Raw genomic sequence first — 26657 nt, forward strand, 5'->3', positions numbered from 1 at the left:
AAAATGCCGGACAAACACGACGTCGAGAAACTGAAGATCATCGACGCGGTCCAAGCAACCTTGAATCAGGAAGATCCGGCTCTCGCCGAGTTTTCAAGCGCCTTTTATGACCGGGGCGCCGCGGAAGACCTTGTGGCCTACACCGCGGAAGAGCTGATCGGCTTCGCCCGGGACGCCTGGCAGGATTTCCAGAACCACGAGCTCGGCACGCACCGCGTCAGCATCGCCGACCCGGCGTTCAAGGCACAGGGCAGCAAGGTCAAGGGCGTCTCGGTCATCGAGATCGTCAACGACAACATGCCCTTCCTGGTCGATTCCGTGATGGACGAGCTGCAGGACAGCAAGATCGAGGTTCACTTGGTCCTGCACCCGATCTTCATCGTGGAGCGCGACGAAAACGGCGTTTTGACGTCCGCCATTGCCCGCAAGAAGCCGCCGAAGCGGACCGACCGGCAGGAAAGCCTCATCCACATTCACGTGACACGGATCGATTCGCCCGAAGCCCGCGCGGGTCTCAAGGCCCGGCTCGACAAGGTGCTGTCCGATGTCCGTGCTGTCGTGTCCGACTTCAAGCCGATGCAGGAACGCCTCGCGGAAGCCATCGACACCTACAAGACCACGCAGATTCCCGGCAGCAGCGACGATTTGTGGGAAGCGATCCACTTCCTGGAATGGATGGAAAACGACAACTTCATTTTCCTCGGTATGCGGGAATACATGTTCGAGGGCGGTGTCGAGGAAGGCGAGCTGTCACCCCACGAAGGCACGGGCCTCGGCCTCCTGTCGGACCCGGACGTGCGCGTTCTGCGCCGTGGCACCGAGTTCGTTCAGATCACACCGGAAATCCGCGAGTTCCTGAAGAAGCCCGAACCGCTGATCATCGCCAAGGCCAATGTGAAGAGCACCGTGCACCGGCGCGTGCACATGGATTACATCGGCGCCAAGCTTTATGACGACGACGGCAACATGAACGGCGAGTTGCGTATTGTCGGCCTGTTCGCCTCGACCGCCTACACGGAGCCGACCAGCACCATCCCGTTCCTGCGCCGCAAGGTTGCCAGCGTCCTGGCCCGCGCCGGCTACGGGTCGGAAAGCCATTCAGGCCGGGCACTGCGGAACGTTCTGGAAGCCTTCCCGCGCGACGAGCTTTTCCAGATCGACCGCGACCGCCTGTTCGATTTTTCCATCGCCATCCTGCAACTGGACGAGCGTCCGCGTATTCGCGTGTTGTCCCGCCCGGACAAGTTCGACCGCTATGTGTCCATTCTCGTGTTCGTTCCACGAGACCGTTATTCCACCGAGGTGCGCCTGAATGTCGGCACCTATCTGGCCTCGGTCTACGAAGGACGCGTTTCGGCCTGGTATGTCACCTATCCCGAAGGTCCGCTTGCGAGGGTTCACTACATCATCGGCCGTGATCGCGGCGAAACGCCGAAACCGCAGCAGGAAGAGCTTGAGGCCGCCGTTGCCGACATGGTGCGCACGTGGTCCGACAGCGTGCGTGACGCGCTCAAGGACGAATTTGCGCCGGCGCAGGCTCGCAAGCTGGCCGACCGTTACGCGCTTTCGTTCCATGGCGGCTACAAGGAAGTCTATAACGCCCAGTCCGCCCTGTTCGACATCGTCAAGCTGGAAACCCTGTCAGACAGGACCGACACCACCATCACCTTCCATCGCCAGTCGGGCACCAAGGACAGCCGCCTGTCGCTGAAGGTCTATCACCGCGGCTCGCCGATCCCGCTGTCCGCACGCGTGCCGCTTCTGGAGAACATGGGCTTCCGCGTGATCAACGAGCGGACCTACCGCGTCACGCCCGCCGATGCTCCCTTGTCGTACCTGCACGAGATGACGCTGGAATCGCGCAGCGGCGAAGACATCACCTTCTCCGACCAGCTTCAATCGCGGCTGGAAAGCATGTTCATGGCGGTCTGGACCGGACAGGCGGAGGACGACGGTTATAACCGCCTGGTGCTGACGGCGGATCTCGCCTGGCGCGACGTGGCGGTGATCCGCGCCCTGTCGCGCTATCAGCGCCAGGCCGGCATCCGCTTTTCCGAAGACTACATGTGGTCCACGCTCAACAACTATCCGAAGATCACGGCCAAGCTGGTGGAACTGTTCCACCTGCGCTTCAACCCGGATGTGACCGAAAAGGACCGGGACCTCGGCACTGAGCGGCTGGAAAGCGAACTGACCGCCGATCTGGAAGACGTCGCCAGCCTTGACGACGACCGCATCCTGCGCCGGTTCCAGAACACCATCGAGTCGATCCTGCGCACCAACTTCTACCAGCTCGACAGCAAGGGTCAGCCCAAGCCGACGTTTGCCTTCAAGATCGACAGCCGCCAGATCGACGACCTGCCGCAGCCGCGCCCGTTCCGGGAAATCTTCGTCTACAGCCCGCGTGTGGAAGGGGTGCATCTGCGCTTCGGCATGGTTGCCCGTGGCGGCCTGCGCTGGTCCGACCGGCCGCAGGACTTCCGCACCGAGGTGCTCGGCCTCGTCAAGGCGCAGCAGGTAAAGAACGCGGTGATCGTTCCGGTCGGCGCAAAGGGCGGTTTCGTGCCCAAGAACCTGCCGCCGATGAGCGACCGCGACGCCTGGTTCAAGGAAGGCACAGAAAGCTACAAGATCTTCATCAACGCCCTTCTGGACGTGACCGACAATCTGGACGAGGACACCATCCTGCCGCCGCAGCGGGTGAAGCGCTACGACAGTGACGATCCCTATCTGGTGGTGGCCGCCGACAAGGGCACGGCCACGTTCTCCGATACGGCCAACGGCATTTCGGAAGGCCGGCACTTCTGGCTTGGCGATGCCTTCGCCTCCGGTGGGTCTGCGGGCTACGATCACAAGAAGATGGGCATCACCGCGCGCGGTGCGTGGGAAGCGGTCAAGCGGCACTTCCGCGAGATGAACCGCGACATCCAGACCGAACCCTTTACCGCGGCCGGTGTCGGCGACATGTCCGGCGACGTCTTCGGCAACGGCATGTTGCTGTCCAAGGCCACCAGGCTGATCGCCGCCTTCGACCACCGGGATATCTTCATCGATCCCAATCCGGACCCGGCGAAGACCTGGGAAGAACGCAAGCGGATGTTCGACCTCGGCCGGTCCTCCTGGAAGGACTACAACACCGACCTGATTTCCAAAGGCGGCGGCATCTTCTCACGCCAGTTGAAGTCCATCCCGCTTTCGCCGGAAATGCAGGCCCTGCTCAACCTGAACAAGGGCAGCGCAACCCCGCAGGAAGTGATGACGGCCATCTTGCGGATGGAGGTCGATCTCTTGTGGTTCGGCGGCATCGGCACATACATCCGCGCAAAATCCGAGACGGACGCCGACGTGGGCGACCGCGCCAACGACCCGATCCGCATCACTGCGTCGGAAGTCGGCGCAAAGGTGATCGGCGAAGGCGCGAACCTTGGCCTCACCCAGCTTGCCCGTATTGAATTCAACAAGAAGGGCGGGCGCTCCAACTCCGATGCGATCGACAATTCCGCCGGGGTGAACTCCTCGGACATGGAGGTCAACATCAAGATCGCGCTCGGGGCCGCGGTCAAATCCGGCAAGCTGACCATCGAACAGCGCAACGAACTACTGGCCGAAATGACCGACGAGGTGGCCGAACTCGTGCTGCGGAACAACTACCTGCAGACCCTTGCCATCTCCATGACCGAACTGCGCGGCATGGAGGACTTCGGTTACCAGGTGCGCATGATGCGGCAACTGGAACAGGCCGGGCTACTCGACCGCGTTGTCGAGCAGTTGCCGGACGAGGCAACCCTCGACGAGATGCGCAAGGCCGGGCTGTTGTTGACCCGCGCCGAACTGGGTGTGCTGTTGGCCTATGCCAAGATCACGCTGTACGACGCGCTTCTGGAAAGCTCGGTTCCGGATGATGATTATCTGGCCCGCGAACTGTTCCGCTATTTCCCGGACCAGATGGCCGACACCTACAAGGACGAGATCAGTGGCCACCGGCTGCGGCGTGAGATCATCGCCACGATGCTGGCCAACTCGATGATCAACCGGGGCGGGGCGACCTTCATCACCCGTCTGCGCGACCAGACCGACGCTACGGCAACCGAAATCGCTCAGGGCTTCGTCGCCGTGCGCAACAGCTACGACCTGACCGACCTCAATACGGAAATCGACCAGCTCGACACCAGGATCGACGGTGGTCTGCAACTGGAGCTCTATTCGGAAATCCAGTCGCTGCTTCTGGAACGGGTGGTCTGGTTCAAGCGCAACGTGTCCTTCGACAAGGGACTGTCCGCAGTCGTCGAACGGTTCCGCGCAGGCATTTCCGCGCTGCGTGGCCGCCTGGAAGCCGTCCTGCCGGAAGAGCCCGCCGCGGTTCTGGCGGAACGCACCGCTGCCTATGTGAACCAGGGCGTGCCGGAAGGTCTGGCACGGCGAATCGCCTGGCTGCCGGCGGAACGGACCATTCCCGACATCGTCATCGTTTCGGAAGAAACGGGGGCCGATCTGGACACGGCGGCAAGAGCCTATTTCGAGGTCGCCCACCACTTCCAGCTCGGCGCGATCATCGAACTGGCCAATGATCTCGACGTCCGGGACTATTACGACGGTCTGGCACTCGACCGCGCGCAGGCAACCCTGGTCTCTGCTCAGCGGGCGCTGGCCATCGCGGCAGTCCGGGCAGGCGGCTTTGCAAGCTGGCTGGAGGAACATGAGGCGGAAGTCGGTCGGCGCAAGCGCTCTGTCTCCGAAATCCTCGACGGTGGCCTCAGCGTGTCGAAATTCTCCGTGGCCGCCAGCCTGCTCGCGGAAATCTGCGGCACGGCATAACCGCGCGGAACACGACAACAAGGCCGGCAATTCCCCTGCCGGCCTTGGCTTTTCAGAAAGTATCGTTCTGGACGTCTTCCTTTCGGCGAAGCGCGGCGCGAGCACCGGGACTGGAAAGCCGCTGCAACAGATGGTTTCCGGAGAAACCCTAGCTCACCGATCCCGGATCTTCGCTTTTACTGCGGACAGGGTGACGAGGTTGGGGTTTGAATACTCTCACTCCGGACGCTTCAGTGCCCGCTTTTTGGTTGGCTGGAGACATAAGGAGCAAGTGGCCCATCCTTCGAGACGCGCGCAAGCGCGCTCCTCAGGATGAGGGTGTGGGAGGTAGGCCTCTCACCAGCCTGGCAACACATATCACCTCATCCTGAGGAAGCGCGCAGCGCTGTCTCGAAGGATGGGCCGCATACACCGACTGGACAAAACTTCCCGCAACAGACAGCGGATATTCGCAGTCGCCTGTAGGCTTCAGGTCCGGGAAGCGATAGACAGGGGGGAATTGGGCTCGTCCCGGTGTTGATCCCCCCAGGCAGCGAGTTGCCCGTCCATGACGACCGTTTCAGACATTCCCTTGCAGACGTCCAACAGGCGCGCCGTCCTTTCCTGGGCGCTGTTCGACTGGGCAGCACAGCCATTCTTCACCCTGATTACCACCTTCGTCTTCGCGCCCTATTTTGCCTCAACACTGGCGGCAACGCCTGCAGAAGGTCAATCACTGTGGGGATATGCCACCGCAGCCGCCGGACTCTGCATTGCCGTGGCTGCTCCCGTGCTGGGGTCGGTTGCGGATGCGACCGGCCGGCGTAAGCGCTGGATCCTTTTCTTCTCACTGCCGTTCGTCATCTGCTGCTGGGCCTTCTGGTACGCCGCACCGGGAAGCCCGAACGGCATCACCATCGCACTTGTGGCCTTTGCCATCGGCACTTTGTCCATCGAAATCGCAACCGTGTTCAACAACGCCATGATGCCCTCGCTGGTGCCGCCGGAACGGATCGGGCGTCTGTCCAGCTTCGGCTGGGCACTCGGCTACGCCAGCGGCCTGGTCACACTGGTGATCGCACTCGGATTTTTCGCGGCCAGCCCTGAATCGGGCAAGACTCTGCTGGGTTTCGAACCGGTTCTGGGTCTTGATGCGGCGACACAGGAAGGCGACCGCGCCGTGGGTCCGTTCTCGGCGCTCTGGTACCTTATCTTCGTGCTGCCGATGTTCCTGTTCGTGCCGGATGTGCCGCATCAGTCGAGGATCGGGCCTGCCGTGCGCACCGGCCTTGCAAACCTGCGCACCAGCCTGGCACAGGCACGCACCAACAAGAACATTTTCCTGTTCCTTCTCGCCAACATGATCTTCAAGGACGGTCTTGTCGCCCTGTTCGCCTTCGGGGGCATTTATGCCGCCGGCCAGCTTGGCTGGGGCTCCATAGAAATCGGCACCTTCGGCATCATTCTGACCGTCACCGGAACCCTTGGCCTGTTGCTTGGCGGACCGATGGACGACCGCTTCGGCGCCAGACCGGTGATCCTCTTCTCGCTTGTCGTTCTGATGATCTGCGGCCTCGGCATGATTTCAATCGACAAGACCACGGTGTTCTTTGTCGTCAAGACCGTCGCCGCCCCCGAAGGCGCTCTGTTCGCCTCTCTGCCGGAGCAGGTCTTCATTGCCCTTGGCGGTGTCATTGGCGCGGTATCCGGTCCCTTGCAGGCTTCGTGCCGCAGTCTTCTGGTTCGCATTGCCCCGCCTCAGCACGTTACCCAGTATTTTGGCCTCCTGGCCCTGTCCGGAAAAGTCACCAGCTTCCTCGCTCCGCTGACCGTCGGCGTGGTGACCGCCCTCACCGCCAGCCAACCGGCCGGCATGTCTGTCATTCTGGTGTTTTTCGGCGTCGGCCTGATGCTGCTGCTGCGGGTTCGGGAGCGATAAAACGCCCGACGGGTTGGGTTATGCCCAAACAAAAACGCGCCGGAAAAACCGGCGCGTCTGATGTTTGCTCTGATCTTGTCGTGCTGCGTCAGGCAACCTGACGGACGTTGGCAAGGAAGCCTTCGACTTCCTGCTTGAGGCGGTCGGCTTCCGTTTGCAGGACGTTGGCAGAGGCCGAAACCTGACGGGCCGCGTTGCCGGTGTCATCCGCGGAGGCGGCAACCTTGACGATGTTCTGCGCGACTTCCTGGGTGCCGTTGGAGGCTTCCTGGATGTTGCGGGCGATCTCGTCGGTGGCGAGGCCCTGCTGTTCGACCGAAGCCTGAATGGACGAGGAGATCTCGTTCATCTTCTCGATGGTTTCGGAGATGCCCTTGATCGCGTCGACCGACCCGGCGGTTTCCGTCTGCACCGACTGGATCTGCAGCGAGATTTCCTCGGTCGCCTTTGCAGTCTGGTTGGCCAGCTCCTTCACCTCGGCAGCCACAACGGCAAAGCCCTTGCCGGCTTCCCCCGCACGAGCGGCCTCGATCGTTGCGTTCAGCGCCAGGAGGTTCGTCTGTTCGGCGATGTCGGTGATCAGCTTGACCACTTCGCTGATCCGGTTTGCAGCTTCCGCAAGACCTTCGATCTTTCGGTTCGTGGACTGGGCCTGCTCAACCGCATGAGACGCGATCTCGGTGGACTGGGTCATCTGGCGGGAGATTTCACCGACGGAGGCCATCAGTTCTTCTGCCGCGGAGGCGACCGTTTCCACGTTCGACGAGGCTTCTTCCGAAGCTGCGGCCACTGCCGTGCTCTTTTCACTGGTGTCGTCGGCACCGGCCGTCAGCGTCATCGACGCCGCGTTGAGGTCCTGCACCTGATGCATCACGGTCTGGGTCAGCTCGGAGATCTGGCGGTCGAAGTTCTGCGACAGCTCGCTGATCCGGCTTGCGCGGGCGAGTTGCTGGCGCTGTGCTTCTTCCTGTTCTGCGGCCAGCGCTTCAGCCTGCTGAGCCTTCTCGCGGAAGACTTCCAGCGCATTGCTGATCTCGCCAATTTCGTCGTGACGGTCCGTGTCCTGGATCGGTTCGTCGTACCGGCGGTCGATAAGCGCCTGAATGCTGCCAACAGCCCGTTCCAGCGGACGGCGGACGATGGTGTTGCCGACGAAGTAGATGGACAGTGCCACAACGATGAGCAGCACGACACCGACGATGACAATCATGGTGGTGATCGAGGAGGACGCCGCATTGAGGGTCGACAGCGGAACGTTGACCACCACGGCCAGCTTGGCATCGGTACCGGTCACACTCACCGGCATGACGATGCGGTGCACCTCGGTGCCGAGCGTGTTGGAATATCCGTCATAGGAGAAACGTTCGCCGTTCTTGACCGCGGTCAGCAGCTTGTCCTGAACGGCAAGATCGGCTTCAGCCCGGCCTTCCGTCCACGGCTTGCCGAGAACGGCGGAATCCGGATGCGCGATCCAGACGCCGTTCTGAGACAGCAGGTGGACCGACCCCGTTTCCAGCGGGCGCTGTTTGCCCAGAACGTCGGAGAGCGGCGTCAGGAGAATATCGCCACCAGCAACCCCGATGACCGTGCCTCCGTCGCGGATTGGCGATGAGAAAGACACGCCGGTCACGACCTTTCCGTCGGCATCCCAGTTATAGGGTTCCGTCATGTAGTCTTTGCCGGACACATAGGCACCGTTGAACCAGAGGTCGCCGGCGTCACTCAAGTCTCCGATGCTGATTTCCTCGATCGGCCGGTAAGCCAGAGTGCCATCCGGCTTGCGGAAGTAGTAGGGCTGCCATTGGCCACCGACGGCCCATCTCTCGTCGCCCTTCAGCTCCGCATCCCTGCCGTCGAGCTTGTCACCGGCGACAACGCCCCAGGTACCCGCCAGGTCCATGTTGACAAGCGTCAGGTTTTCCACGACGGAATTCCAGGCTTCACGATCGACCACACCGGCTTTTTTCATACCGCTCAGGGAGCTCGCCAGCGTCTGTGATGCCTTCAGGCCTTTTTCCAGGCCGCGCTGGACAAACTCGGCCTGCTCACGCGCCACGGCCTCGGCTTCCGAGCGCGCGAGGTCGCCCGTAATCCGGGAGGCTTCCCATGCGATAAAACTGATGCCGACCACCAGGGCGGCCGTAAGGGTCGCCGCACTGGCCCCTATAAGCTTTGTTGTGACCTTCGCTCTTCTAAACACCGGTAATCTCCGCGAATCGCAAGTAAAGGCAGGTGAATACCTGCCGAAGCTTGTCGCAGAGTAATCGCCTTGCGTTAACAAGGTCTTCAGCGAGCCGCATTTTCTGAACGTTCACGGTAATATTCAAATGATATTTCAGCTCATTAGCTAGCTAATATGTAGGCCCACAAGATCTGCATGCAAAAGGCCGGTCTCTTCGGAGACCGGCCCTTCAACTCAAATGCGAACGCGAAAGCCTGGAGCAAATCGCGTTTTATCTGGATCGTTTCTTGCGTTGAAATCTCTGATTTCAATCAGCAAAAGCAATCCGGAATTTTTCCGGTCAAACGCGACACGCTCTAGTGCCTGAAATGGCGCATGCCGGTCATGACCATCGCAAGACCGGCCTCGTCGGCAGCCGCAATCACGTCGTCGTCGCGCATGGAGCCACCCGGCTGGATCACGGCTGTTGCACCGGCTTCGGCAGCAGACAGAAGACCATCGGCAAACGGGAAGAAGGCATCGGAGGCGACCACACAGCCTTTCGTGAGCGGTTCGGAAAGCCCGGCAGCCTCGGTCGCGTCCAGAGCCTTGCGGGCGGCGATGCGTGCGGAATCCACACGGCTCATCTGGCCGGCGCCGACACCTACGGTCGCACCGTCCTTGGCATAGACGATGGCATTGGACTTCACATGCTTGGCGACCCGGAAGGCGAATTTCAGATCGGCCAGTTCCTGCTCGCTCGGCGCACGCTTGGTGACGACCTTGAGGTCGAGGTCGTCGACCACACCGTTGTCGCGTGACTGGACCAGAAGGCCGCCTGCGACGGATTTGACGAACAGGCCCTTGGCACGCGCATCGGCAAGGCCGCCGGCGACCAGAAGGCGCAGGTTCTTCTTCCCCGCGATGATTTCACGGGCCGCATCATCCGCATCCGGCGCGATGATAACTTCGGTGAAGATCTTGACGATTTCTTCCGCGGCTGCAGCATCGAGCGTCTGGTTGAGGGCGACGATGCCGCCAAAGGCGGAAACCGGGTCGCAGCGCAGTGCCAGCTCGTAGGCTTCCTTCAGGCTGGCGCCTTCGGCAACGCCGCACGGGTTGGCGTGCTTGATGATGGCGACAGCACTGGTGCGGGCCGGATCGAACTCGCTCACCAGCTCGAACGCGGCATCCGTGTCGTTGATGTTGTTGTAGGACAGGGTCTTGCCCTGCAACTGCCTGGCCGTAGCCACACCTGGGCGCTTCTCACCGGTGGTGTAGAAACCGGCCGTCTGATGAGGGTTTTCGCCATAGCGCATGACTTCGGCAAGCGAACCGCCAACCGCACGGTGGGCGGGCGTAGCTTCGTCCAGTTGATCCGCCATCCAGTTGGAAACGGCGGCATCATAGGCGGCCGTCCGGGCAAAGGCCTTTTGAGCCAGTTTCTTGCGCAGTGCCAGAGGGGCCTTGCCGTCGTTGGCATCAAGCTCGGAAATCACCGCATCGTAGTCGGCCGGGTCGGTGACGACGGTGACATAGGCGTGGTTCTTGGCAGCTGCGCGGGTCATCGCCGGCCCGCCGATGTCGATGTTTTCGATGCCGGTGGCATAGTCGGCACCGGAAGCGACAACGTCCTCGAACGGATAGAGATTGCCGCAGAAGAGGTCGATGCCGACGATGTCATGCTCGTCCATTGCCTTCTGGTGGTCAGCATCGTCGCGGATCGACAAGAGACCGCCATGCACCTTCGGATGCAGCGTCTTCACACGCCCGTCCATGATTTCCGGAAAGCCGGTAACTTCGGAAATGTCCAGAACCGCAAGCCCGGCTTCCTTCAACGCCTTGTAGGAACCGCCGGTGGAGACCAGCTCGACACCGCGCTCGGACAGCGCTTTTGCAAAGTCGACAAGACCGGTCTTGTCGAAGACGGACAAGAGCGCGCGCTTGACGGAAACCAGCTCGGGAACGGGTACGGCTTTGGACACAATGGCCATGAATTTGCCTCGCAATTGGGGACGGTCCGGGAGTTGCCGTCGCCCTATCACGTCTTCAGCAAAAGCGGAAGGTCTCTATTCTTCCAGCGGCAGCTCGTCCAGCTCGTCGAAATCGCTGGTTCCACGGCGGCTGAGCTTGGCCGTCGCTGTCTTGCGGAACTGCCACCCCACCGAGGGCGCTTCCAGCACCGCACCGGCAATCACGATCTGCTCGCTCTTGCGGTGACCGTAGACATCGGACAGATAAATGCTCTCTTCCAGCATGACTTCGGTGCCCGGCGCTTCGAATTCCCAAGCTTCACCATCCCGGCAGACCAGCAGCACCGCCGATCCGCCCCGGATAAGCGAGCTGCGCAGGCCCGGATGCAGGTGAAACCGGATTGCGTAGCGGTTTTCCCGGTCCACCGGACCGATTGCCGAAAACGTATCGATGCCGTCCACCACCGTGCCGTCACCGGCCAGGCGGATGTCCCGCTCGTGCAGAACATGGAATTCGCTCGCGTAGCCGTCATGGGAGGCGGTGATCCGGCTGCCGGCGGCATCGTCTTCCCGCTCCACCGGCACCCTGACCGGTCCGGACAGGATGGGAGCGCCCAGAATATGCCCGAAAGGCCGGTCGGACAGGAACCGGCAGGAGGACGTATCCTCGATTACCGCGGTCGAATGGGCGGGTGTCGAGCGGCTGACCCGGCGCCAGGCCGGATTGGACTTGGGCGAGACACCGCAATTGACGACGATCCGGTTGCTGCCGGAGGAAAACTCGAACGAAAGACAGCCCGCATGGGCATCGCCGGAAACACCCACTGCGGGGGCAGGGCCGGTGTCGATCAGGACGACGGAGTTGCCTCCCGTCAAGCGCTGATAGCCCGAATGCGGCGCGTTTTGTGGCGGCGCGCCGCGTGCATCGTCATAGGCAAGAATGGTCGCGACCAGATCACTCGGCGTGGACCCCATGCCGTTGAAATGCGCCAGCGCCCCGTCCCCATGGCGGAAGAAACGCAACAGCGGCATCATCCGGTCTACCGACTGCACCATCGCCTGCGGCACTTCCAGCCCCTGGGCAACGAAGGCCTGTCGCACCGGCAGCAGGTCTGCCAGAATGTCGATCAGCGCTTTCGGATTGCGCGAGATATGACCGCCGTCCGGCAGGATCTGGCGCGTCAGCTCCTGATCCAGACGCCGGATGCTCTGGCGCGCGAAACGGCCCTGCCCGGCCATGGAGATGCAGGCGGAGGCCATGGCAAGCGCCGCATGCAGACGCTCGACGCCGTCTTCCGTTTCATTGATGGTCTGGCGCAGATAGCGCACCTGACGGGCCAGAGACCGCACGAAACTGCGGTAGAACTCATGATCGCCGTCCTGAAGAATGAAGGGCGAATGCGCGAGCCACGACAGTATGCGCCGCGTGACAACAGAGGCTTCCCAGCCGATGTCGTGCCAACGGCCGCAGAACTTGATCCAGTCTTCCACCAGCGCCCGGGCATTCTGCCGGGAGATCTGACTGTCGGCTGCCCGCAGATCGCGCATCCAGCCGAAACTGTGCAACTCGCGCTGCCAGTCCTCATGAACGGCCTTCAGCTCGAAAGGGGATCTACCTTGCGTTTCCACCAGGTGGCCGGAGAACAGGAAGCGGCCGCCGTAGATATCGGCGGCATTGGTCGCGTCAGCAGTGCGCAAATCCTGCGGCGCTATAAGCAGGCGCGCAGGCACAGCCGAAAACGGCTGCATGCGGAACAGCGGCCCGCCATGCATCCATTTCAAGGAGCGTTGCCAAATATGCAGGGCCACGAGCCGCCAGATGCGGCTTCTTTCACTCAGGCTTGCAGTATTCACCAAACCATCTCCAAAACTGATGGTTTTTGCGCGTTTATGGGGAGTCTCCGGTATCTATTTCTGGAAACGAACCATTAAGGTTAGCATTTCATTTAAAGAATCATTGCAAGTGAACAGTTTATGCCGCGTTAAAACCGGCGGAGTCTTGCGGCAAAAAAGCCGTCCATACCCTTGCTGACAGGCTCCACGGCGGCACTGTGGCAGGGCAGACAGCGAAGATAGCCTTCTTTCGTGACACATTCAGCAAGGCCGCCGACCTCGTCGGCCTCGACGGCAACCAGTTCCATTTTTCCGGCCTGCCGCTCAAGGAAAGCAGATACCTGGGCTTCACCCTCGGCTGCTTCCAGCGAACACGTGCAATAGACAATCAAGCCGCCCGGCTTCACCCAACCGGCCACCCGGTCCAGCAGCTCGCTCTGGATTTCCGTCAATTTCTCAATGTCATACGGCTTCTTGATCCACGGCACATCGGGGTGCCGGCGGATCGTCCCCGTGGCGCTGCAGGGCGCATCCAGCAAGATTGCGTCGAAAGGCTCCTCCGGCTCGAAGGCCCGAAGGTCCGCCGCAACCGTTTCGACACTCAGGCCGAGTCGGGTCATATTCTCTTCAAGGCGTTTCAGGCGCGCCTTTGAAATATCAACCGCGGTGACAGAGGCACCTGTGGCCGCCAGTTGGGCGGTCTTGCCGCCCGGTGCAGCGCAAAGATCGGCAACACGCAGACCTTTCACGTCGCCCAGGAGACGGGCGGGAAGCGCTGCGGCGGCGTCCTGGACCCACCACTGCCCGTCGCCATAGCCTTCCAGCGCATCGACAGCGCCCTTGCGCAGGAGCCGGATGCTGCCTGCCCCCACGATCTGGCCGTCCAGCTTCTGGGCCCATGCTTCTGGATCCGTCTTTACCGACAGATCGAGCGCGGCTTCATTTTCATGAGCCCGTGCGATCTCGCGCGCTGTCTCCGCTCCATAGGCTGCCTGCCAGCTTTCCATCAGCCAGTCGGGCGTGTTCAGAACGGCAGCGTCCAGATCGGCGGCGACCTCGTCCCGCTCGCGCCCGAGCCGGCGCAGCACGCCATTGACCAGACCCTTGTAGGGCCGGGCGCGGCGGTCGAGGCCGGCATGGTCGACGGCCAGCGAAACGGCGGCACGGTCCGGAATGTCGAGAAACAGCATCTGGGCAATGGCCACATGCAGGATATCCAGAACGCGGCCGGTCTTTTCCGGGATCGGCCGGTCGAGCAAACGGTCCAGAATTTCCGCGATTTCTCCCCGGTGGCGCAAGGCTGCACCGATGATCGCGCGCACCAGCGACCGATCGTTTGCGGCCAGCGCGCGGAACCCGGAATGACCGGAAGCGGTGTCCAGTTCGCCATCGAGAGGCCGTTTCTTGTGGACGACGTTGCCAAGAATATCGGCAGCCACCTTGCGCGCGGCGAACCCCGGCTTCTCGGCCTGTTCCGTTGCCGGTTTGCCGGAAGGCTTCTGTTTGTTGTTCGGCCGTTTGGTCAAGGGTCAATCCATTCACGCGGCCGGCCCATCTGTTACGGCCGGTATCAAAATCAAGCGCCGCAGACCGGTCTGCCGGTCGCGGCGCATCTGGTCATATTAGAGGCCGGTGGTCTTACGGCAAAGTTGTTTTTGCCTTGGGGTCGGAGCTTCCGGGGGACAGCAACCTATCCCCATGGCCCTTTCGGGCGGCGCGGAGCGCTGGACGGGCCGGTCGAACCGGAGCTGCCCCAGGGGCCGGCCTGCTGCGGAGCCTGGCGGGTAAAGGACATGGGACCGCTTCTGCCGCCGGTGCCCAGACCCGCGTCGGCCAGCTTGCGCAATTCGTCGATCCGGTTCTGCGTGTTCGGGTGGGTCGAGAACAGGTTGTCCATGCGTTCACCGGACAGCGGGTTCATGATGAACATGTGAGCCGTCGCCGGATTGGCTTCCGCATCCGGGTTGTGGATGTGTTCGACACCACGTGAGATTTTCGACAGAGCGGACGCCAGCCACATGGGCTCGCCGCAGATCTGCGCGCCCATCCGGTCGGCCGCATATTCACGCGTCCGGGAAATCGCCATCTGCACGATCATCGCCGCCAGCGGTGCCACCACCATCATCAGGATAACCCCGACGACACCGAGCGGATTGTTGCGGTTGCCGCCGAAGAAGAAGGCAAAATTGGCCAGCATGGAGATCGCACCGGCAATCGTCGCTGTGATCGTCATGATCAACGTGTCGTGGTTCTTCACGTGGGCCAGCTCATGGGCCATCACGCCTGCAATTTCCTCGGGCGTCAGCATGTCGATCAGGCCGGTCGTTGCGGCAACGGCGGCATTTTGCGGGTTGCGGCCGGTCGCAAAGGCGTTCGGCTGCGGATTGTCGATGATATAGACCTTGGGCATGGGCAGTTCGGCATTCTGTGCCAACCGCTGGATCATGCGGAAGAATTCCGGCGCTTCGCGCTCGTCCACCTCCCGGGCATGATGCATGCGCAGGACCATCTTGTCCGCATTCCAATAACTGAACAGGTTCATGGCAGCCGCGATGACCAGCGCGATCATCATGCCCGACTGACCGCCGATCATGAAACCGATCCCCATGAACAAGGCGGTCATCGCCGCCAGAAGCATTGCCGTGCGAATATAGTTCATCGCCGCTTGTTTCCGTTTCTGTCCTGTTTTCGACTGCTTGCAGAAAGGCGCGTTTTGGCCTTTCTATCCGTTCAACAGATGGGGAGTGCTGCCATCCTTGGCAAGATTACCCTATATACGCTGGACAAGACCGCAAAACCGAACCACGAAGAGCCATGACAGAAACACCGGACAACCCGACGAGCCGCTACAGCCAGAGCGACGCGCCTTCCCTGAAGACCGATGTCGAGGAAGCTCCGAAGCGGAAGTTCGAGGACCTGCCGCCGGCGGCCCAGCGCGCCCTGCTGGAAGCCGAAGAACGGCGCAAGGAAATCGACGCCAGACAGCAGAACTTACCTGAAGAGGTCAACGGGCGCGGCGGGCTGGAACCCACCCGCTACGACGATTGGGAGATCAAGGGACTGACGTCGGATTTCTGAGAGAATATTGAGCCGCTCCGCCTGTCGCAGACACCTCTAACGGCGGCAGGCAATCAGGTCTGCAAATTCAGTCTGCCAGTTTCCGCACTTCCGATGCCACCGCCTTGGCGAGATCGGCTTGCGGCTCTGCCTCGAAATGAACGGCATCGATCGGACTGGCCGAAATGACCGTTCCCGTGTCGAAAAACGCCGCGCCATATTCGGCTGCTTTCTCCCGGTAACAGTCTGCCAGACGATGAGATTCGGCAACACTCTGGTCGCTGAATTGTGCCGCGTAAGGCGTGCCGGCCAGAGGCGCCAGTGGCGGCGGTGCCATCAACAGCACTTTCGGCGCCCGGCCTTCGACATCATCGGTCGGTCTGCGGGCAAAATCCAGCAAGCGTCCCATGGCAATCGCGATTGTTTCGGCGTTCATTGCAAAGCGCGCCTGAAGGTCGTTGGTGCCGAGCATGATGATCAGAATGTCGATGGGCATATGGGTCTTGCGAACGGTCGCCAGATGCGCAAGGCCGTTCTTGTCACCCTTGACCGGATCCTCGAAGACGGTCGTTCGACCGTTGACGCCCTCTTCGGCCACATAGAACCCGTCGCCCAGCTCTTTCTGCAAAAGCCGGGTCCAGCGCACATCGTGGCCATAGCGGGACTTGTCGACCGGATTGAAACCCCAGGTGAGTGAATCACCGAAGCAAACAACGGTCACGGGATCTTTTTCTGTTTTCGCCATCGTAGAACCTGCTCGGGTGAGCCCTGTTGAAAAGCCGGACGAACTTCGTTTCCACCGGTCGTTCCGCTGCTTTCAATTTCTACAGGGTCTTCGTTGGCGATCAAGGACTTCCGGGCAAAAGCCATGAGGCAAACGCGAAGGCGTGCCATTCTCCCGAAGGCAACCGATGATGCGCCTTGGTGCTTGCCGGCGGATTATCAGGCGGCAATGGCTGCAATTCGTAGCCCCTGCCCTGCTTGGTTAATAAGGGATTTACCACACCGGCTATAGGGTCTGTGCAAAGTTATGCGTAACGAGTGCCGGATTATTCATGCTTGCCAGCAAAAAAGCCTATCAGCGCGGTGTGTCCCTGCCGAGCTCCAATCCGTTTCAACGCCTTGCCGAACTTCTGAGCGGCGAGATGCCGGGGCTCGACCCGATCATTATGACGATTGGCGAGCCGCAACATGCGATTCCAGACTTTACGGCCGAAGTTCTGGCGGAAAACATGGCGGGTTTCCGCCGGTACCCGCCGATTGACGGTTCGCCGGAGTTTCGTGCCGCCATCGCATCCTGGCTGGACCGCCGCTACAACCTCGGTGGCTTGATCGACGCCGATCACGGCGTATTGCCGCTGAACGGGTCCCGCGAAGGCCTGTCCTTCGGTGCCATCGCCGCCCGCGACCAGCTGAACAAGGGCCTGGATCACCCCGTGGTGATTCTGCCCAACCCATTCTACCAGACCTATGCCGCTGCGGCCCATGTGGCCGATGCGGAAGCCGTGCTGCTCGACGCGGTTGCGGGCAACAACTTTTTGCCTGATCTCGACAGTCTCGATGCGGAACTGCTGGAAAAAACCGTCGCCTTCTACGTGGCGTCTCCCACCAATCCGGAAGGCTTTGTCGCCGATACAGCTTATTGGCAGCGCCTGATCGGTCTCGCCCGCAAGCACCGTTTCTTTATTTTTGCCGACGAGTGCTATTCGGAAATCTACCGTGAGACGCCGCCTGTGGGCATTCTCGAAGCGGCACGGGATCTGAACGAGGAACAGGGGGGAGGCTTCGCCAACATCATCGTCCTCAACTCCCTGTCCAAGCGCTCCAACCTGGCCGGCCTGCGTTGCGGCTTTGCCGCGGGCGATCCGGAGTTCTTGAAAAAATGGGCGAAGTTCCGCGGCCTTGCCGCGCCACAAGTGCCGCTACCGGCACAGGCGGTCGCCGTGAGGGCCTATCAGGACGAATCCCACGTCATTGAAAACCGCAGGCTCTACAACGAAAAATTCGAAGCTGCCGAACGGCATCTGGGCCCGATCCTCGGGCCGGTCACGCCTGATGCCGGGTTCTTCCTGTGGCTGGATATCAGCCGTTGGGGGGATGCCGTCTCGATCACCAAGGCCCTGTGGACGGAAATCGGGCTCAAGGTTCTGCCAGGCAGCTATCTTGCCACGGACCAGCAGGACGGCAGCAATCCGGGGCGAAACTATATTCGCATCAGCCTGACGGCGCCGCTGGAGCAGACCGAGATTGCTCTGGAGCGCCTGGCGAAATGGATGGGGGACAAGGCATGAGGCGGGCCAGCGCAATTCGCGGCAACGGCCGCAGATCTTCGGTTGACCTTCTGGACACCGAAAGCCCGCTGAAGCGGTTCATTCGGCGCAACCTCGTCGGGGCCGCCGGCCTTGGCATCATTGCTGTTGCCGCCATGCTCGCTGCAAGCCTTGCGACATGGTCCGTCAGCGACCCTAGCCTCAACCACGCCACCGGCGGCCAGGTACGCAACGCGCTCGGAACGCCCGGCGCAATTCTTGCCGACATTCTGATGCAGACCATCGGTCTGGCAACCGCCGTGTTCCTGGTCCCGCTGGTTCTGTGGGGCTGGAGGCTTCTGACCGGTCATGTGCTTGGCATCGGCCGCAAGCGCCTGGTCTTCTGGCTGCTCGGAACGAGCCTTGCCGCAGGTGCCCTGGCCTCCCTGCCGGTTCCTGAAAGCTGGCCGCTGCCGACCGGTCTCGGCGGCTTCTTCGGCGACACCGTTCACCACTTGCCGGCGCTCGTCACGGACAACATGACCAGCGGCGCCGCGACGATTGTCGGCGCGCTCGGACTTGGTGTGCCCGCCGTCCTGTGTCTGCTGGCAGCCGCCGGTTGGCTGGGCAAGGTCGGTGCGCCGTCCGAACGGATCGAACCCGTCGCGGGTCCGGTTGGCCATGGCAAGGCCGCAGAGCAGGAGCTCGACTTCGATGACGAAGACGGCGAATCCCGCCTCGGCATCTTCTTCAGCGCCTTCGTCGGCCAGATGGAGCATTTCGGCCTTCTGGCCGCAGCGCAACTGCGCCGCCTGACCGGCCTGAAGCGCAGCCAGGCTCCGGAGGAAGAAGAATACTGGAACGAGGACGAAGGTGAGGACGACGACGACTACGAGCCGGAGGACACCCGCCAGGGCAGCCGTCTGAAGGCCTTCCGCAAGGCGCTCGCAGGACGTCTGATCCGGGAAGACGACGACGGCCTGGACGACTTCTACCAGCGCGGTCGTCATGCGGATGACGCCGAAGAGCCCTATGCGGAAGAGTACTACGACGAGGAAGGTGACACCTTCGCGCCGGACGACCTGATGATCGACAAGGGCCCTGTAACTGGGCGCCCGGCCGTACCGGTCGGCATAGCCGCACCGGACTCCGCGTCGCAGGCATCAGCTCAGACCGCATCGAACGGCCGTGTCATTCCCCCGGCTCCGCGTCCAAAGCAGAGCAAGCGGGCTATCGCGGAGGCGCAGCCGTCGTTCCTCGGCGCACCAGAAGAATACGAACTGCCTCCGCTGCGGCTTCTGGCCGAACCGAAGGTGGCCGGCAAGGTGCCGGGCCTATCCGCCGATGCGCTGGAACAGAATGCCCGCATTCTGGAAGGCGTGCTGGAAGACTTCGGCGTTCGCGGCGAAATCATCGAAGTGCGCCCCGGCCCGGTCGTGACCCTTTACGAACTGGAGCCCGCGCCTGGCATCAAGTCGTCCCGCGTCATCGGCCTTGCCGACGACATTGCCCGCTCCATGAGCGCGATTTCCGCTCGCGTGGCGGTGATCCCGGGCAAGAACGCCATCGGTATCGAACTGCCGAACGCGCGTCGTGAGACGGTGTATCTGCGCGAACTGCTGGCCGCGCAGGACTTCGAAAAGTCCAAGGCCAAGCTGGCGCTCGCCCTCGGCAAGACCATCAACGGCGAAAGCGTCGTCGCGGATCTGGCGCGCATGCCTCACCTGCTGGTCGCCGGGACCACCGGCTCGGGCAAGTCGGTCTCGATCAACACCATGATCCTGTCGCTGCTCTACCGGCTGACGCCGGAACAGTGCAAGATGATCATGATCGACCCGAAGATGCTGGAACTGTCCATCTACGACGGCATTCCACATCTGCTGACACCGGTCGTGACCGATCCGAAAAAAGCCGTCGTCGCCTTGAAGTGGACCGTCCGCGAGATGGAGGACCGCTACAAGAAGATGTCCAAGATGGGCGTCCGCAACATCGACGGATACAACACCCGCATCAAGCAGGCGCTGGAAAAGAACGAGTCGTTCACCCGCACCGTCCAGACCGGTTTCGACCGCGACACAGGCCAGCCGATCTACGAGGACGAGGAACTGCCGCTTGAGGCGATGCCATATATCGTCGTCATCGTCGACGAAATGGCCGACCTGATGATGGTGGCCGGCAAGGACATCGAAGGCGCCATCCAGCGTCTGGCACAGATGGCCCGTGCCGCCGGCATCCACCTGATCATGGCAACGCAGCGCCCGTCGGTGGACGTCATCACCGGTACGATCAAGGCCAACTTCCCGACCCGTATCTCCTTCCAGGTCACGTCGAAGATCGACAGTCGCACCATCCTGGGCGAAATGGGGGCCGAGCAGCTTCTGGGCATGGGCGACATGCTCTACATGGCCGGTGGCGGACGCATTCAGCGTGTGCACGGGCCGTTCGTTGCCGATGACGAGGTCGAGGATATCGTCAAGCATCTGAAGGTTCAGGGCACGCCGCAGTATCTGGAAGCCGTGACCGAGGAAGAAGACGAGGGCGAAAGCCCCTACGACGGCGGCGGTCTTGCCGGCGGCGACGAGGGCAACGACCTTTACGACAAGGCGGTTGCCATCGTGCTGCGCGACAAGAAGGCATCGACCTCCTACGTGCAGCGGCGCCTCTCCATCGGCTACAACCGCGCCGCTTCGCTGATCGAGCGCATGGAAAACGAAGGTCTGATCAGCGCGGCCAACCACGCCGGGAAACGCGAGATTCTCGTTCAGAACGGCGTGGAAGAAGATTTTTGATGGTAGACTGCCAAAGCTTTGCCACACACGCTCCCTAGCTAGGGGGAAACGTGTCACAGAGAGAACGATTTAGGACATTGCATCATGCTGAAACGCTTCGCTTCCCGCTTGATCAAGCCTCTGCTGGCAGCCGGCCTGGCCGCGGCACTGTCCCTGTCGGCACTGCTGCCCGCTGCGGCGCTGACCGAGCAGGAACAAAAAACCCTTACGGACTTGAACGCCTATTTCAACTCGGTGAAGACCATGCATGGCGACTTCATCCAGTTCGGTCCTGACGGCAACCAGTCCGACGGCAAGTTCTACATGGCCCGTCCGGGCAAGGTGCGTTTCTACTACAACAAACCTTCGGTGCTCGACATCGTGGCCGACGGCAAATCGGTGTCGGTGCGTGATCGCAAGCTGAACACCCAGGATATCTGGCCGCTTGGCCAGACGCCCCTGCGCTTCCTGCTGTCCGACGACATCGACCTGCAGAAGGACACCAACGTCACCAACGTTCTGGTGGAAGAAGACCTGATCACTGTCACGATCCTGGACAAGACCAAGTTCAACTCCGGCACGCTGACGCTGATCTTCGATGCCAAGGACTACGCCCTGAAGCAGTGGACGGTCACCGATCAGCAAGGCTACGACACGTCGGTTGCAGTCTATAACGTCGTCTCCAACGGCCCGACCAATCCAGACCTTTTCAAGATCGATTATCTGGCCAACGCCCGCCAGAAAAACAACTAACAGCCCGGCTGGCCCAGCATGACGGAAACGGCCGGCCGGCGTGCGCTCGTCTTCGATCTGCTTGAAACCTATTGCTCCCGCAAAGGATTCCGGCTGACAGCCGGCGATAGCCACGGCCACGCCGGCATGGTCGAAAGCCCGTCCGGCAAGCGCTGGTTCTTCAAGGGCACCCGGTTCGACCTCAATACGCTCGGCGCTGCGGAAATCGCCACAGACAAAGCCTATGCCGCAGCCTTTCTGAAGGCGGCAGGCCTTGCGGTGCCGGATGGACGCCTGGTTTTTGCGCGGGACATCCGCAAGGACTGCCAACTGCCGCGAGATCTTCTCGATTTCGCCGAGCAGCACGGGTTTCCACTTTTCGTCAAACCCAACTGCGGCCGGGAAGGGCGGGACGTTCTGCGGGTAAACACCCTTCACGCGTTTCAAGATGCCCTCAGCGCCCTTGCCGAGCGCAATGACCAGCTTCTGGTGCAGCCGGAAATTCGCGGACAGGAACTGAGAATTGTCGTGCTGGACGGCGAAGTGCTGTGCGCCATTGAACGGCGCCCGCCACAGATCACCGGCGATGGCCTTCGCAGCATTGCAGAGTTGATCGGCGCTGATGTGCGTCTTGAGGCGGTCGATCCCCGTCTCAACGTCGAACTCTCGCAGCAGGGTCTGACGCTGGAAGCGATCCCCGCGCCAGGGCAGACAGTCACGCTCCTGCCGGTCGTCAATCTGTCCGCGGGTGGTACAGCCAGAATTGTGACCGGCTCCCTGGGTCCGGAACTTGCAGCCCTTGCCCGCAAAGCCGCGCAGGCGCTTGCCCTGCGTTATGCCGCCGTCGACCTGATCCTGCCGGACGCTGCCGGCGCTGAGGCGGACGCCATCGTTCTGGAGGTCAACGCCGCACCCGGCCTTGGCAACCTTGCCCGGCAAGGCTCCGAAGAGAGCGCCGCCGTTCATCAGATCTACGACCGTGTGTTCGAGACAATGTTCGCCGGCTAGATCCTCTCTGTCCGGTCGCAAAGCGGTTGAACGCCTGGAATGACTGCCCTGAAGAGGGGAGCCGACAAAACTTGACCTTGGCGGGAGAGTTTTCAGATCCTACATGGAGCTCCAACGGAGATATCCATGCAGCATTTTTCCCTTCTCGATCTTTCCCCTGTCCCGGAAGGCCAGACAGCCGCCGAAGCTCTGGCGAATACCGTCGATCTGGCGCGGGCCGCAGAAAACGCAGGCTACCATCGCTATTGGCTGGCCGAACACCACAACATGCCGGGCATTGCCAGTGCGGCAACATCGCTTGTCATCGGACAGGTGGCAGCGGCGACCTCCACCATGCGTGTCGGCGCGGGTGGCATCATGCTGCCCAACCACTCGCCGCTGATCATCGCGGAACAGTTCGGCACGCTGGCAACGCTCTTTCCGGAGCGGATCGATCTTGGGCTGGGCCGCGCTCCGGGAACGGACATGGCGACAGCAAGGGCGCTCCGCCGCCACATGGCTGGCGAGGACAGCTTTCCCCAGGATGTGCAGGAGCTTATGGGCTATTTCCGGCCAGCATCCGAAACAAGCAGGGTTCGCGCGATCCCGGGTGAGGGCACGCAGGTTCCGATCTGGATCCTCGGCTCGAGCCTTTATGGCGCGCAACTCGCGGCGGCCTTCGGGTTGCCCTATGCCTTTGCCTCTCATTTTGCACCGGACATGCTGGAAGAAGCTCTGGAGATCTACCGGGCAACCTTCCAGCCGTCACCGCAACTTGCCAGACCGCATGTGATGGTGGCAGCCGGCGTGTTTGCCGCCGACACAGATGAAGAGGCCGATTACCACCGTTCGTCCCAGCTGCTCGCCTTCGCCCGCCTGCGCATGGGCAGCCCGGGCAAATTGCCCTTGCCGGTGAAAGATATCAGCGCCGAAATCCCGGCACCTGTTCTGGCGCAGGTCGAACACGCCCTGTCCTGCTCGGCAACGGGATCTCCGGCGACGATCCGAGACCAGCTGTCGGCAATCATCACCCGTTACGAACCTGACGAACTGATGATCACCGGCATGATCCACGATCACGGCGCCCGCGTGAAATCCTTCCAGCTCGCGGCCGACGTCCTGAAGGATCTCGTGACAGCTTAGTCAGCCGCAAAACGCATTCCGGGCGGTTTCTTCCTGCCAGTCTTGCTGCTGGGGATTGGAGTTGCCCACACTGGGCCTGAGAACGTGGCGCTCGCATTCCAGAGCGCCACGCTATCGTGGTATGTGTCACCTGGCACTTCGCTCCAGACACTCTACGGAATCAAATCACGTCGGCTTGGCTTCTGTGACCGTAGGAACGCGTCGTTTGATTGGCTTTACTCGCGCTTCCGCAGTCCGAAGCCAAAAGCTCGGAAGGTCCCGGAAATCCCTCAGATCCACGCGTAAGCATCTGCTTACGGTGCCTCGTGTCAGCAGTCCGTCAATCGACCGCAGCGCGGTTTGCGGCCATTCAGGAGCAAGACCGCCAACGGTCGCAACCACCTGATGAAGGACAATACCATGCTGAAGAAATCTCTCGCCGTACTCTGCCTCTGCCTTGCTCCGGTCGCTGCCCAGGCGATGCCTGCCGTTGGCGACATGGTTGGCACCAATCCGGAAGAAGCGACTGCGGCTCTCGCCAAGGCCGGTTGCACCGTCAAGGAATTCGAGGCCGAGGACGGCAAGATCGAAGCGAAATGCACCGATGCCGAAAACAAGCTTTGGGAAATCTATATCGACCCGAAGTCCGGCAAAGTCACCAACGTTAAAAACGAAGACTGATCATGGGTGCCCAAAACAGCCCGCAATCGACCGAGGGGGCGCAAAGCCCCCCCGATCTGTGGGATCCGCTGGTGCGCATCAGCCATTGGCTGATCGCAGCCGCAGTCATCGCCAACGGCCTCATCAACAAGGGCGGCGGCACCATCCACATCTGGATAGGCTGGGGCGTTCTGGGATTGCTGGCGCTCCGCTTCGTATGGGGATTTCTCGGGCCTGCCGAAGCCAGGTTCTCCTCCTTTCTGCCCGACCCGCGAGCTGCGGTGTCTCACCTCATCGACCTGGTTCGCGGCAAGCCGCGCCACTATCGCTCCCATAATCCTGCCGGAGCGATCATGGTCTATGCGCTCTGGGCCTGCCTTGTCGTGGTAACCGGAACCGGCCTTTACATGACCGGTGCCAAGAGCCCCATCACGATTGCCGAGGAAAAGGCGGCGGTTGCCGCCGGAGACTGGTCGGTGCTCGTCAAGGACGACGACGACGAAGGCGAAGAGAAATCGGCCCTGGGTGAAGCCGCGGAGGAAGTTCACGAGATCGCCGCCAACCTGATGCTGGTGCTGGCCCTGATCCATGTCGCAGGTGTCGCAGTTGAAAGTCGTGTGATGAAGCGTAATCTGGTTCGGCCCATGCTGGTTGGCCGGAACAGGGAAAAATGACATTTTCAGGGATCAACCTGCGGCAGGGACGGCGTGAGACAATCGCCCTTGCCGCATTCATGCTGTTGCAATCCGTCGCCGCGATCTTCTTTGTCGGCGATGCCTTTACCGACCTTGTGACCGACCTGGGCAGCCCGCATTCCGTTTTCGAATTCTTCGTCGCCTTTGTCCTGATCGTCGGCATTTTTCTGGCCGGATGGCAATTGCGGCTGACCCTGGAAAGACTGCGTCACCAGGAGCGTGCCCTTGGTGCGGCCCGGGGTGATCTAGCCCGGATCATCGACACGCAGTTTACGGAATGGGGCCTCACCCCAGCCGAGAGCGATGTCGGTCTCCTGGCCTTGAAAGGCCTGGATCTTTCGGAGATCGCCCAGCTTCGCGGCGCCGCGCAAGGAACAGTGCGAGCTCAGTTGACCAGAATTTACGCAAAGGCCGGCGTTTCGAGCCGTCACCAGTTCGCGGCATGGTTCGTTGAGGATCTGCTGCAGGACGGGGTTTCGGCAAGGCTACAAACAGCCCCGCAGGCCTGACGCCGACAGGAAAAGTCCTTTGACGAAACTTTACCTGGCGGCGCTGCAATCAGTGCGGGCGAAAATCAATAATCGCCGAGTTTTATGTCACGCGAGTATTCGACGCCATCGACTTCCTTGGTCACGGCCTGGCCGCAAATGGTCGCGCCGCGTGTCGCGTCGTAGGTGAGCGACGGAGAACCGGAAAGCTGCCAGCCCTTGTTGAGAGCCTGGGTAACCCGATGGCAGAATTCGCTGTCGTCGATGCCGGTGATGAAGCGGTAGAGTTTCATGAAAGGTCTCTTGTGTATCAGGTCCGGGCCGCTATGGCGTCGGCGATGGCGATCACCCGCTTGCCCATGTCCGCATGTAGCCTTTCAACCATCTTGCCGTCCACCTGGATTGCACCCTTGCCTACATTTTCCGGCTCATCGAACAAAGCGTTGATCTTGCGCGCCCAGGCGACTTCCTCTTCCGACGGGCTGAAAGCGGCGTGGCAGGGGGCGATCTGCTTCGGGTGGATCAGTGTCTTGCCATCCATGCCCATGTCGACACCCTGGGCACATTCGGCTGCAAAGCCTTCCTCGTCCTGGAACGCATTGTAGACCCCATCCAGAATATCGATGCCTCCCGCGCGCGCGGCGGCAACACACGTCATCAGCCAGGGCGTCATGGCGGCGCGGCCGGGCGACAGGCGGGCTCTTGTTTCCTTGGCCAGATCGTTGGTGCCCATCACGAAACAGGACAGCCTCACGGCCGGATCCAGTCCGCAGGCGCCGATGGCGCCGGCATTCAGCATGGCAAGCGGCGTTTCCATCATCGCCCAGAGCTTCAGATCCGGTGACGCTCCCAGAAGAGACAGCTTGTGCGCAACCATCTGCAGGTCGGCCGGGCTGTTGACCTTGGGCACCAGAATGGCATCCGGACTGGCCTTCACCGCTGCAGCCAGATCGTCCTCACCCCAGGGCGTCTCCAGCCCGTTGATGCGGATCACCACCTCGCGCTTGCCATAGGGGCGTGCTGAAACGGCTTCGACGATCTGCGTTCGCGCCATTTCCTTGGCATCAGGGGCGACCGCGTCTTCCAGGTCGAGCAGAAGGCAGTCCACATCCAGCGTCGCCGCCTTTTCCAGTGCGCGGGCGTTGGAGCCGGGCATATAGAGAGCGGAACGGCGGGGTCTTGGCTGTGCTGTCATGGGT

Annotated in this window: 19 protein-coding genes; 11 read left to right on the forward strand and 8 right to left on the reverse strand. The window is 61.5% G+C overall.

Annotation, left to right across the window (positions count from 1 at the left end; translation table 11 throughout):
* The first annotated feature begins 3 nt into the window (after window positions 1-3).
* Both V1T76_RS13585 and V1T76_RS13590 read left to right on the forward strand, forming a co-directional pair.
* A complete protein-coding gene (locus V1T76_RS13585; RefSeq protein WP_330561182.1) occupies window positions 4-4815 on the forward strand; it encodes an NAD-glutamate dehydrogenase in 4812 nt (1603 codons plus the stop codon).
* A gap of 547 nt (window positions 4816-5362) precedes the next feature.
* Window positions 5363-6733, forward strand: a complete 1371-nt coding sequence (locus V1T76_RS13590; RefSeq protein ID WP_330561183.1) for an MFS transporter — start codon at window positions 5363-5365, stop codon at window positions 6731-6733.
* Between the two features lie 88 nt (window positions 6734-6821).
* Here V1T76_RS13590 and V1T76_RS13595 read toward each other — a convergent pair whose 3' ends face one another.
* From V1T76_RS13595 to htpX, 5 genes are all read right to left on the reverse strand, one after another.
* Complete coding sequence (locus V1T76_RS13595) at window positions 6822-8933, reverse strand: methyl-accepting chemotaxis protein (protein ID WP_330561184.1); 2112 nt, start codon at window positions 8931-8933, stop codon at window positions 6822-6824.
* Window positions 8934-9271: 338 nt separating this feature from the next.
* On the reverse strand, window positions 9272-10888 hold the full coding sequence (gene purH, locus V1T76_RS13600; protein WP_330561185.1) for a bifunctional phosphoribosylaminoimidazolecarboxamide formyltransferase/IMP cyclohydrolase: 1617 nt from the start codon (window positions 10886-10888) through the stop codon (window positions 9272-9274).
* A gap of 75 nt (window positions 10889-10963) precedes the next feature.
* Window positions 10964-12640 (reverse strand): heparinase II/III family protein, encoded by a 1677-nt coding sequence (locus tag V1T76_RS13605; RefSeq protein ID WP_442970123.1) that lies wholly within the window; start codon window positions 12638-12640, stop codon window positions 10964-10966.
* A 209-nt stretch (window positions 12641-12849) separates the two neighbouring features.
* The gene (rsmB, locus tag V1T76_RS13610; protein ID WP_330561187.1) at window positions 12850-14226 is read right to left on the reverse strand and encodes a 16S rRNA (cytosine(967)-C(5))-methyltransferase RsmB; all 1377 of its coding nucleotides are present in this window, start codon (window positions 14224-14226) and stop codon (window positions 12850-12852) included.
* A 164-nt stretch (window positions 14227-14390) separates the two neighbouring features.
* A complete protein-coding gene (htpX, locus tag V1T76_RS13615; protein WP_330561188.1) occupies window positions 14391-15359 on the reverse strand; it encodes a zinc metalloprotease HtpX in 969 nt (322 codons plus the stop codon).
* A gap of 155 nt (window positions 15360-15514) precedes the next feature.
* Here htpX and V1T76_RS13620 point away from each other — a divergent pair, with 155 nt between their 5' ends.
* Window positions 15515-15778, forward strand: coding sequence for a DUF1674 domain-containing protein (locus tag V1T76_RS13620; RefSeq protein WP_330561189.1), 264 nt, complete (start codon window positions 15515-15517; stop codon window positions 15776-15778).
* 67 nt (window positions 15779-15845) lie between these two features.
* Here V1T76_RS13620 and V1T76_RS13625 read toward each other — a convergent pair whose 3' ends face one another.
* Window positions 15846-16502, reverse strand: a complete 657-nt coding sequence (locus V1T76_RS13625) for an SGNH/GDSL hydrolase family protein (protein WP_330561190.1) — start codon at window positions 16500-16502, stop codon at window positions 15846-15848.
* A gap of 310 nt (window positions 16503-16812) precedes the next feature.
* Between V1T76_RS13625 and V1T76_RS13630 the strand changes: the two genes are divergently transcribed.
* The 8 genes from V1T76_RS13630 to V1T76_RS13665 all read left to right on the forward strand — a co-directional run bounded on the left by V1T76_RS13630 (window position 16813) and on the right by V1T76_RS13665 (window position 25479).
* Window positions 16813-18048, forward strand: a complete 1236-nt coding sequence (locus V1T76_RS13630) for an aminotransferase class I/II-fold pyridoxal phosphate-dependent enzyme (protein ID WP_330561191.1) — start codon at window positions 16813-16815, stop codon at window positions 18046-18048.
* Entirely contained in the window at window positions 18045-20795 is a 2751-nt protein-coding gene (locus V1T76_RS13635) for a DNA translocase FtsK (protein ID WP_330561192.1), read from the forward strand. The genes V1T76_RS13630 and V1T76_RS13635 overlap by 4 nt, the downstream gene beginning before the upstream one ends.
* Before the next feature lie 84 nt (window positions 20796-20879).
* A complete protein-coding gene (locus V1T76_RS13640; RefSeq protein WP_330561193.1) occupies window positions 20880-21527 on the forward strand; it encodes an outer membrane lipoprotein carrier protein LolA in 648 nt (215 codons plus the stop codon).
* An 18-nt stretch (window positions 21528-21545) separates the two neighbouring features.
* Window positions 21546-22514, forward strand: coding sequence for an ATP-dependent carboxylate-amine ligase (locus tag V1T76_RS13645; RefSeq protein ID WP_330561194.1), 969 nt, complete (start codon window positions 21546-21548; stop codon window positions 22512-22514).
* Window positions 22515-22640: 126 nt separating this feature from the next.
* Complete coding sequence (locus V1T76_RS13650; protein ID WP_330561195.1) at window positions 22641-23636, forward strand: LLM class flavin-dependent oxidoreductase; 996 nt, start codon at window positions 22641-22643, stop codon at window positions 23634-23636.
* Window positions 23637-24035: 399 nt separating this feature from the next.
* Window positions 24036-24296 carry a PepSY domain-containing protein gene (locus V1T76_RS13655; protein ID WP_330561197.1) on the forward strand — a complete coding sequence of 87 codons (261 nt, stop codon included), beginning with the start codon at window positions 24036-24038 and terminating at the stop codon, window positions 24294-24296.
* A gap of 2 nt (window positions 24297-24298) precedes the next feature.
* Window positions 24299-24949, forward strand: coding sequence for a cytochrome b/b6 domain-containing protein (locus V1T76_RS13660; protein WP_330561198.1), 651 nt, complete (start codon window positions 24299-24301; stop codon window positions 24947-24949).
* Complete coding sequence (locus V1T76_RS13665) at window positions 24946-25479, forward strand: helix-turn-helix transcriptional regulator (RefSeq protein WP_330561199.1); 534 nt, start codon at window positions 24946-24948, stop codon at window positions 25477-25479. The genes V1T76_RS13660 and V1T76_RS13665 overlap by 4 nt, the downstream gene beginning before the upstream one ends.
* Before the next feature lie 65 nt (window positions 25480-25544).
* Here V1T76_RS13665 and V1T76_RS13670 read toward each other — a convergent pair whose 3' ends face one another.
* Together V1T76_RS13670 and V1T76_RS13675 are read right to left on the reverse strand one after the other, a co-directional pair.
* Window positions 25545-25751 (reverse strand): DUF1737 domain-containing protein, encoded by a 207-nt coding sequence (locus V1T76_RS13670; RefSeq protein ID WP_006936751.1) that lies wholly within the window; start codon window positions 25749-25751, stop codon window positions 25545-25547.
* A gap of 17 nt (window positions 25752-25768) precedes the next feature.
* Complete coding sequence (locus V1T76_RS13675; RefSeq protein ID WP_330561200.1) at window positions 25769-26653, reverse strand: HpcH/HpaI aldolase/citrate lyase family protein; 885 nt, start codon at window positions 26651-26653, stop codon at window positions 25769-25771.
* Between the last annotated feature and the right edge of the window lie 4 nt (window positions 26654-26657).

It is taken from the genome of Roseibium sp. FZY0029 (assembly GCF_036350355.1).
Classification (GTDB): domain Bacteria; phylum Pseudomonadota; class Alphaproteobacteria; order Rhizobiales; family Stappiaceae; genus Roseibium.

What these genes read in the sequence shown, in the direction of transcription:
- htpX (WP_330561188.1), bottom strand. Translation starts at nt 15,359, where the DNA reads ATGAACTATATTCGCACGGCAATGCTTCTGGCGGCGATGACCGCCTTG.
- V1T76_RS13605 (WP_442970123.1), bottom strand. Translation starts at nt 12,640, where the DNA reads ATGCATGGCGGGCCGCTGTTCCGCATGCAGCCGTTTTCGGCTGTGCCT.
- V1T76_RS13660 (WP_330561198.1), top strand. Translation starts at nt 24,299, where the DNA reads ATGGGTGCCCAAAACAGCCCGCAATCGACCGAGGGGGCGCAAAGCCCC.
- V1T76_RS13675 (WP_330561200.1), bottom strand. Translation starts at nt 26,653, where the DNA reads ATGACAGCACAGCCAAGACCCCGCCGTTCCGCTCTCTATATGCCCGGC.
- V1T76_RS13590 (WP_330561183.1), top strand. Translation starts at nt 5,363, where the DNA reads ATGACGACCGTTTCAGACATTCCCTTGCAGACGTCCAACAGGCGCGCC.
- V1T76_RS13620 (WP_330561189.1), top strand. Translation starts at nt 15,515, where the DNA reads ATGACAGAAACACCGGACAACCCGACGAGCCGCTACAGCCAGAGCGAC.
- V1T76_RS13635 (WP_330561192.1), top strand. Translation starts at nt 18,045, where the DNA reads ATGAGGCGGGCCAGCGCAATTCGCGGCAACGGCCGCAGATCTTCGGTT.
- V1T76_RS13645 (WP_330561194.1), top strand. Translation starts at nt 21,546, where the DNA reads ATGACGGAAACGGCCGGCCGGCGTGCGCTCGTCTTCGATCTGCTTGAA.
- V1T76_RS13670 (WP_006936751.1), bottom strand. Translation starts at nt 25,751, where the DNA reads ATGAAACTCTACCGCTTCATCACCGGCATCGACGACAGCGAATTCTGC.
- V1T76_RS13625 (WP_330561190.1), bottom strand. Translation starts at nt 16,502, where the DNA reads ATGGCGAAAACAGAAAAAGATCCCGTGACCGTTGTTTGCTTCGGTGAT.
- V1T76_RS13655 (WP_330561197.1), top strand. Translation starts at nt 24,036, where the DNA reads ATGCTGAAGAAATCTCTCGCCGTACTCTGCCTCTGCCTTGCTCCGGTC.
- V1T76_RS13585 (WP_330561182.1), top strand. Translation starts at nt 4, where the DNA reads ATGCCGGACAAACACGACGTCGAGAAACTGAAGATCATCGACGCGGTC.
- V1T76_RS13665 (WP_330561199.1), top strand. Translation starts at nt 24,946, where the DNA reads ATGACATTTTCAGGGATCAACCTGCGGCAGGGACGGCGTGAGACAATC.
- V1T76_RS13640 (WP_330561193.1), top strand. Translation starts at nt 20,880, where the DNA reads ATGCTGAAACGCTTCGCTTCCCGCTTGATCAAGCCTCTGCTGGCAGCC.
- V1T76_RS13650 (WP_330561195.1), top strand. Translation starts at nt 22,641, where the DNA reads ATGCAGCATTTTTCCCTTCTCGATCTTTCCCCTGTCCCGGAAGGCCAG.
- V1T76_RS13630 (WP_330561191.1), top strand. Translation starts at nt 16,813, where the DNA reads ATGCTTGCCAGCAAAAAAGCCTATCAGCGCGGTGTGTCCCTGCCGAGC.
- purH (WP_330561185.1), bottom strand. Translation starts at nt 10,888, where the DNA reads ATGGCCATTGTGTCCAAAGCCGTACCCGTTCCCGAGCTGGTTTCCGTC.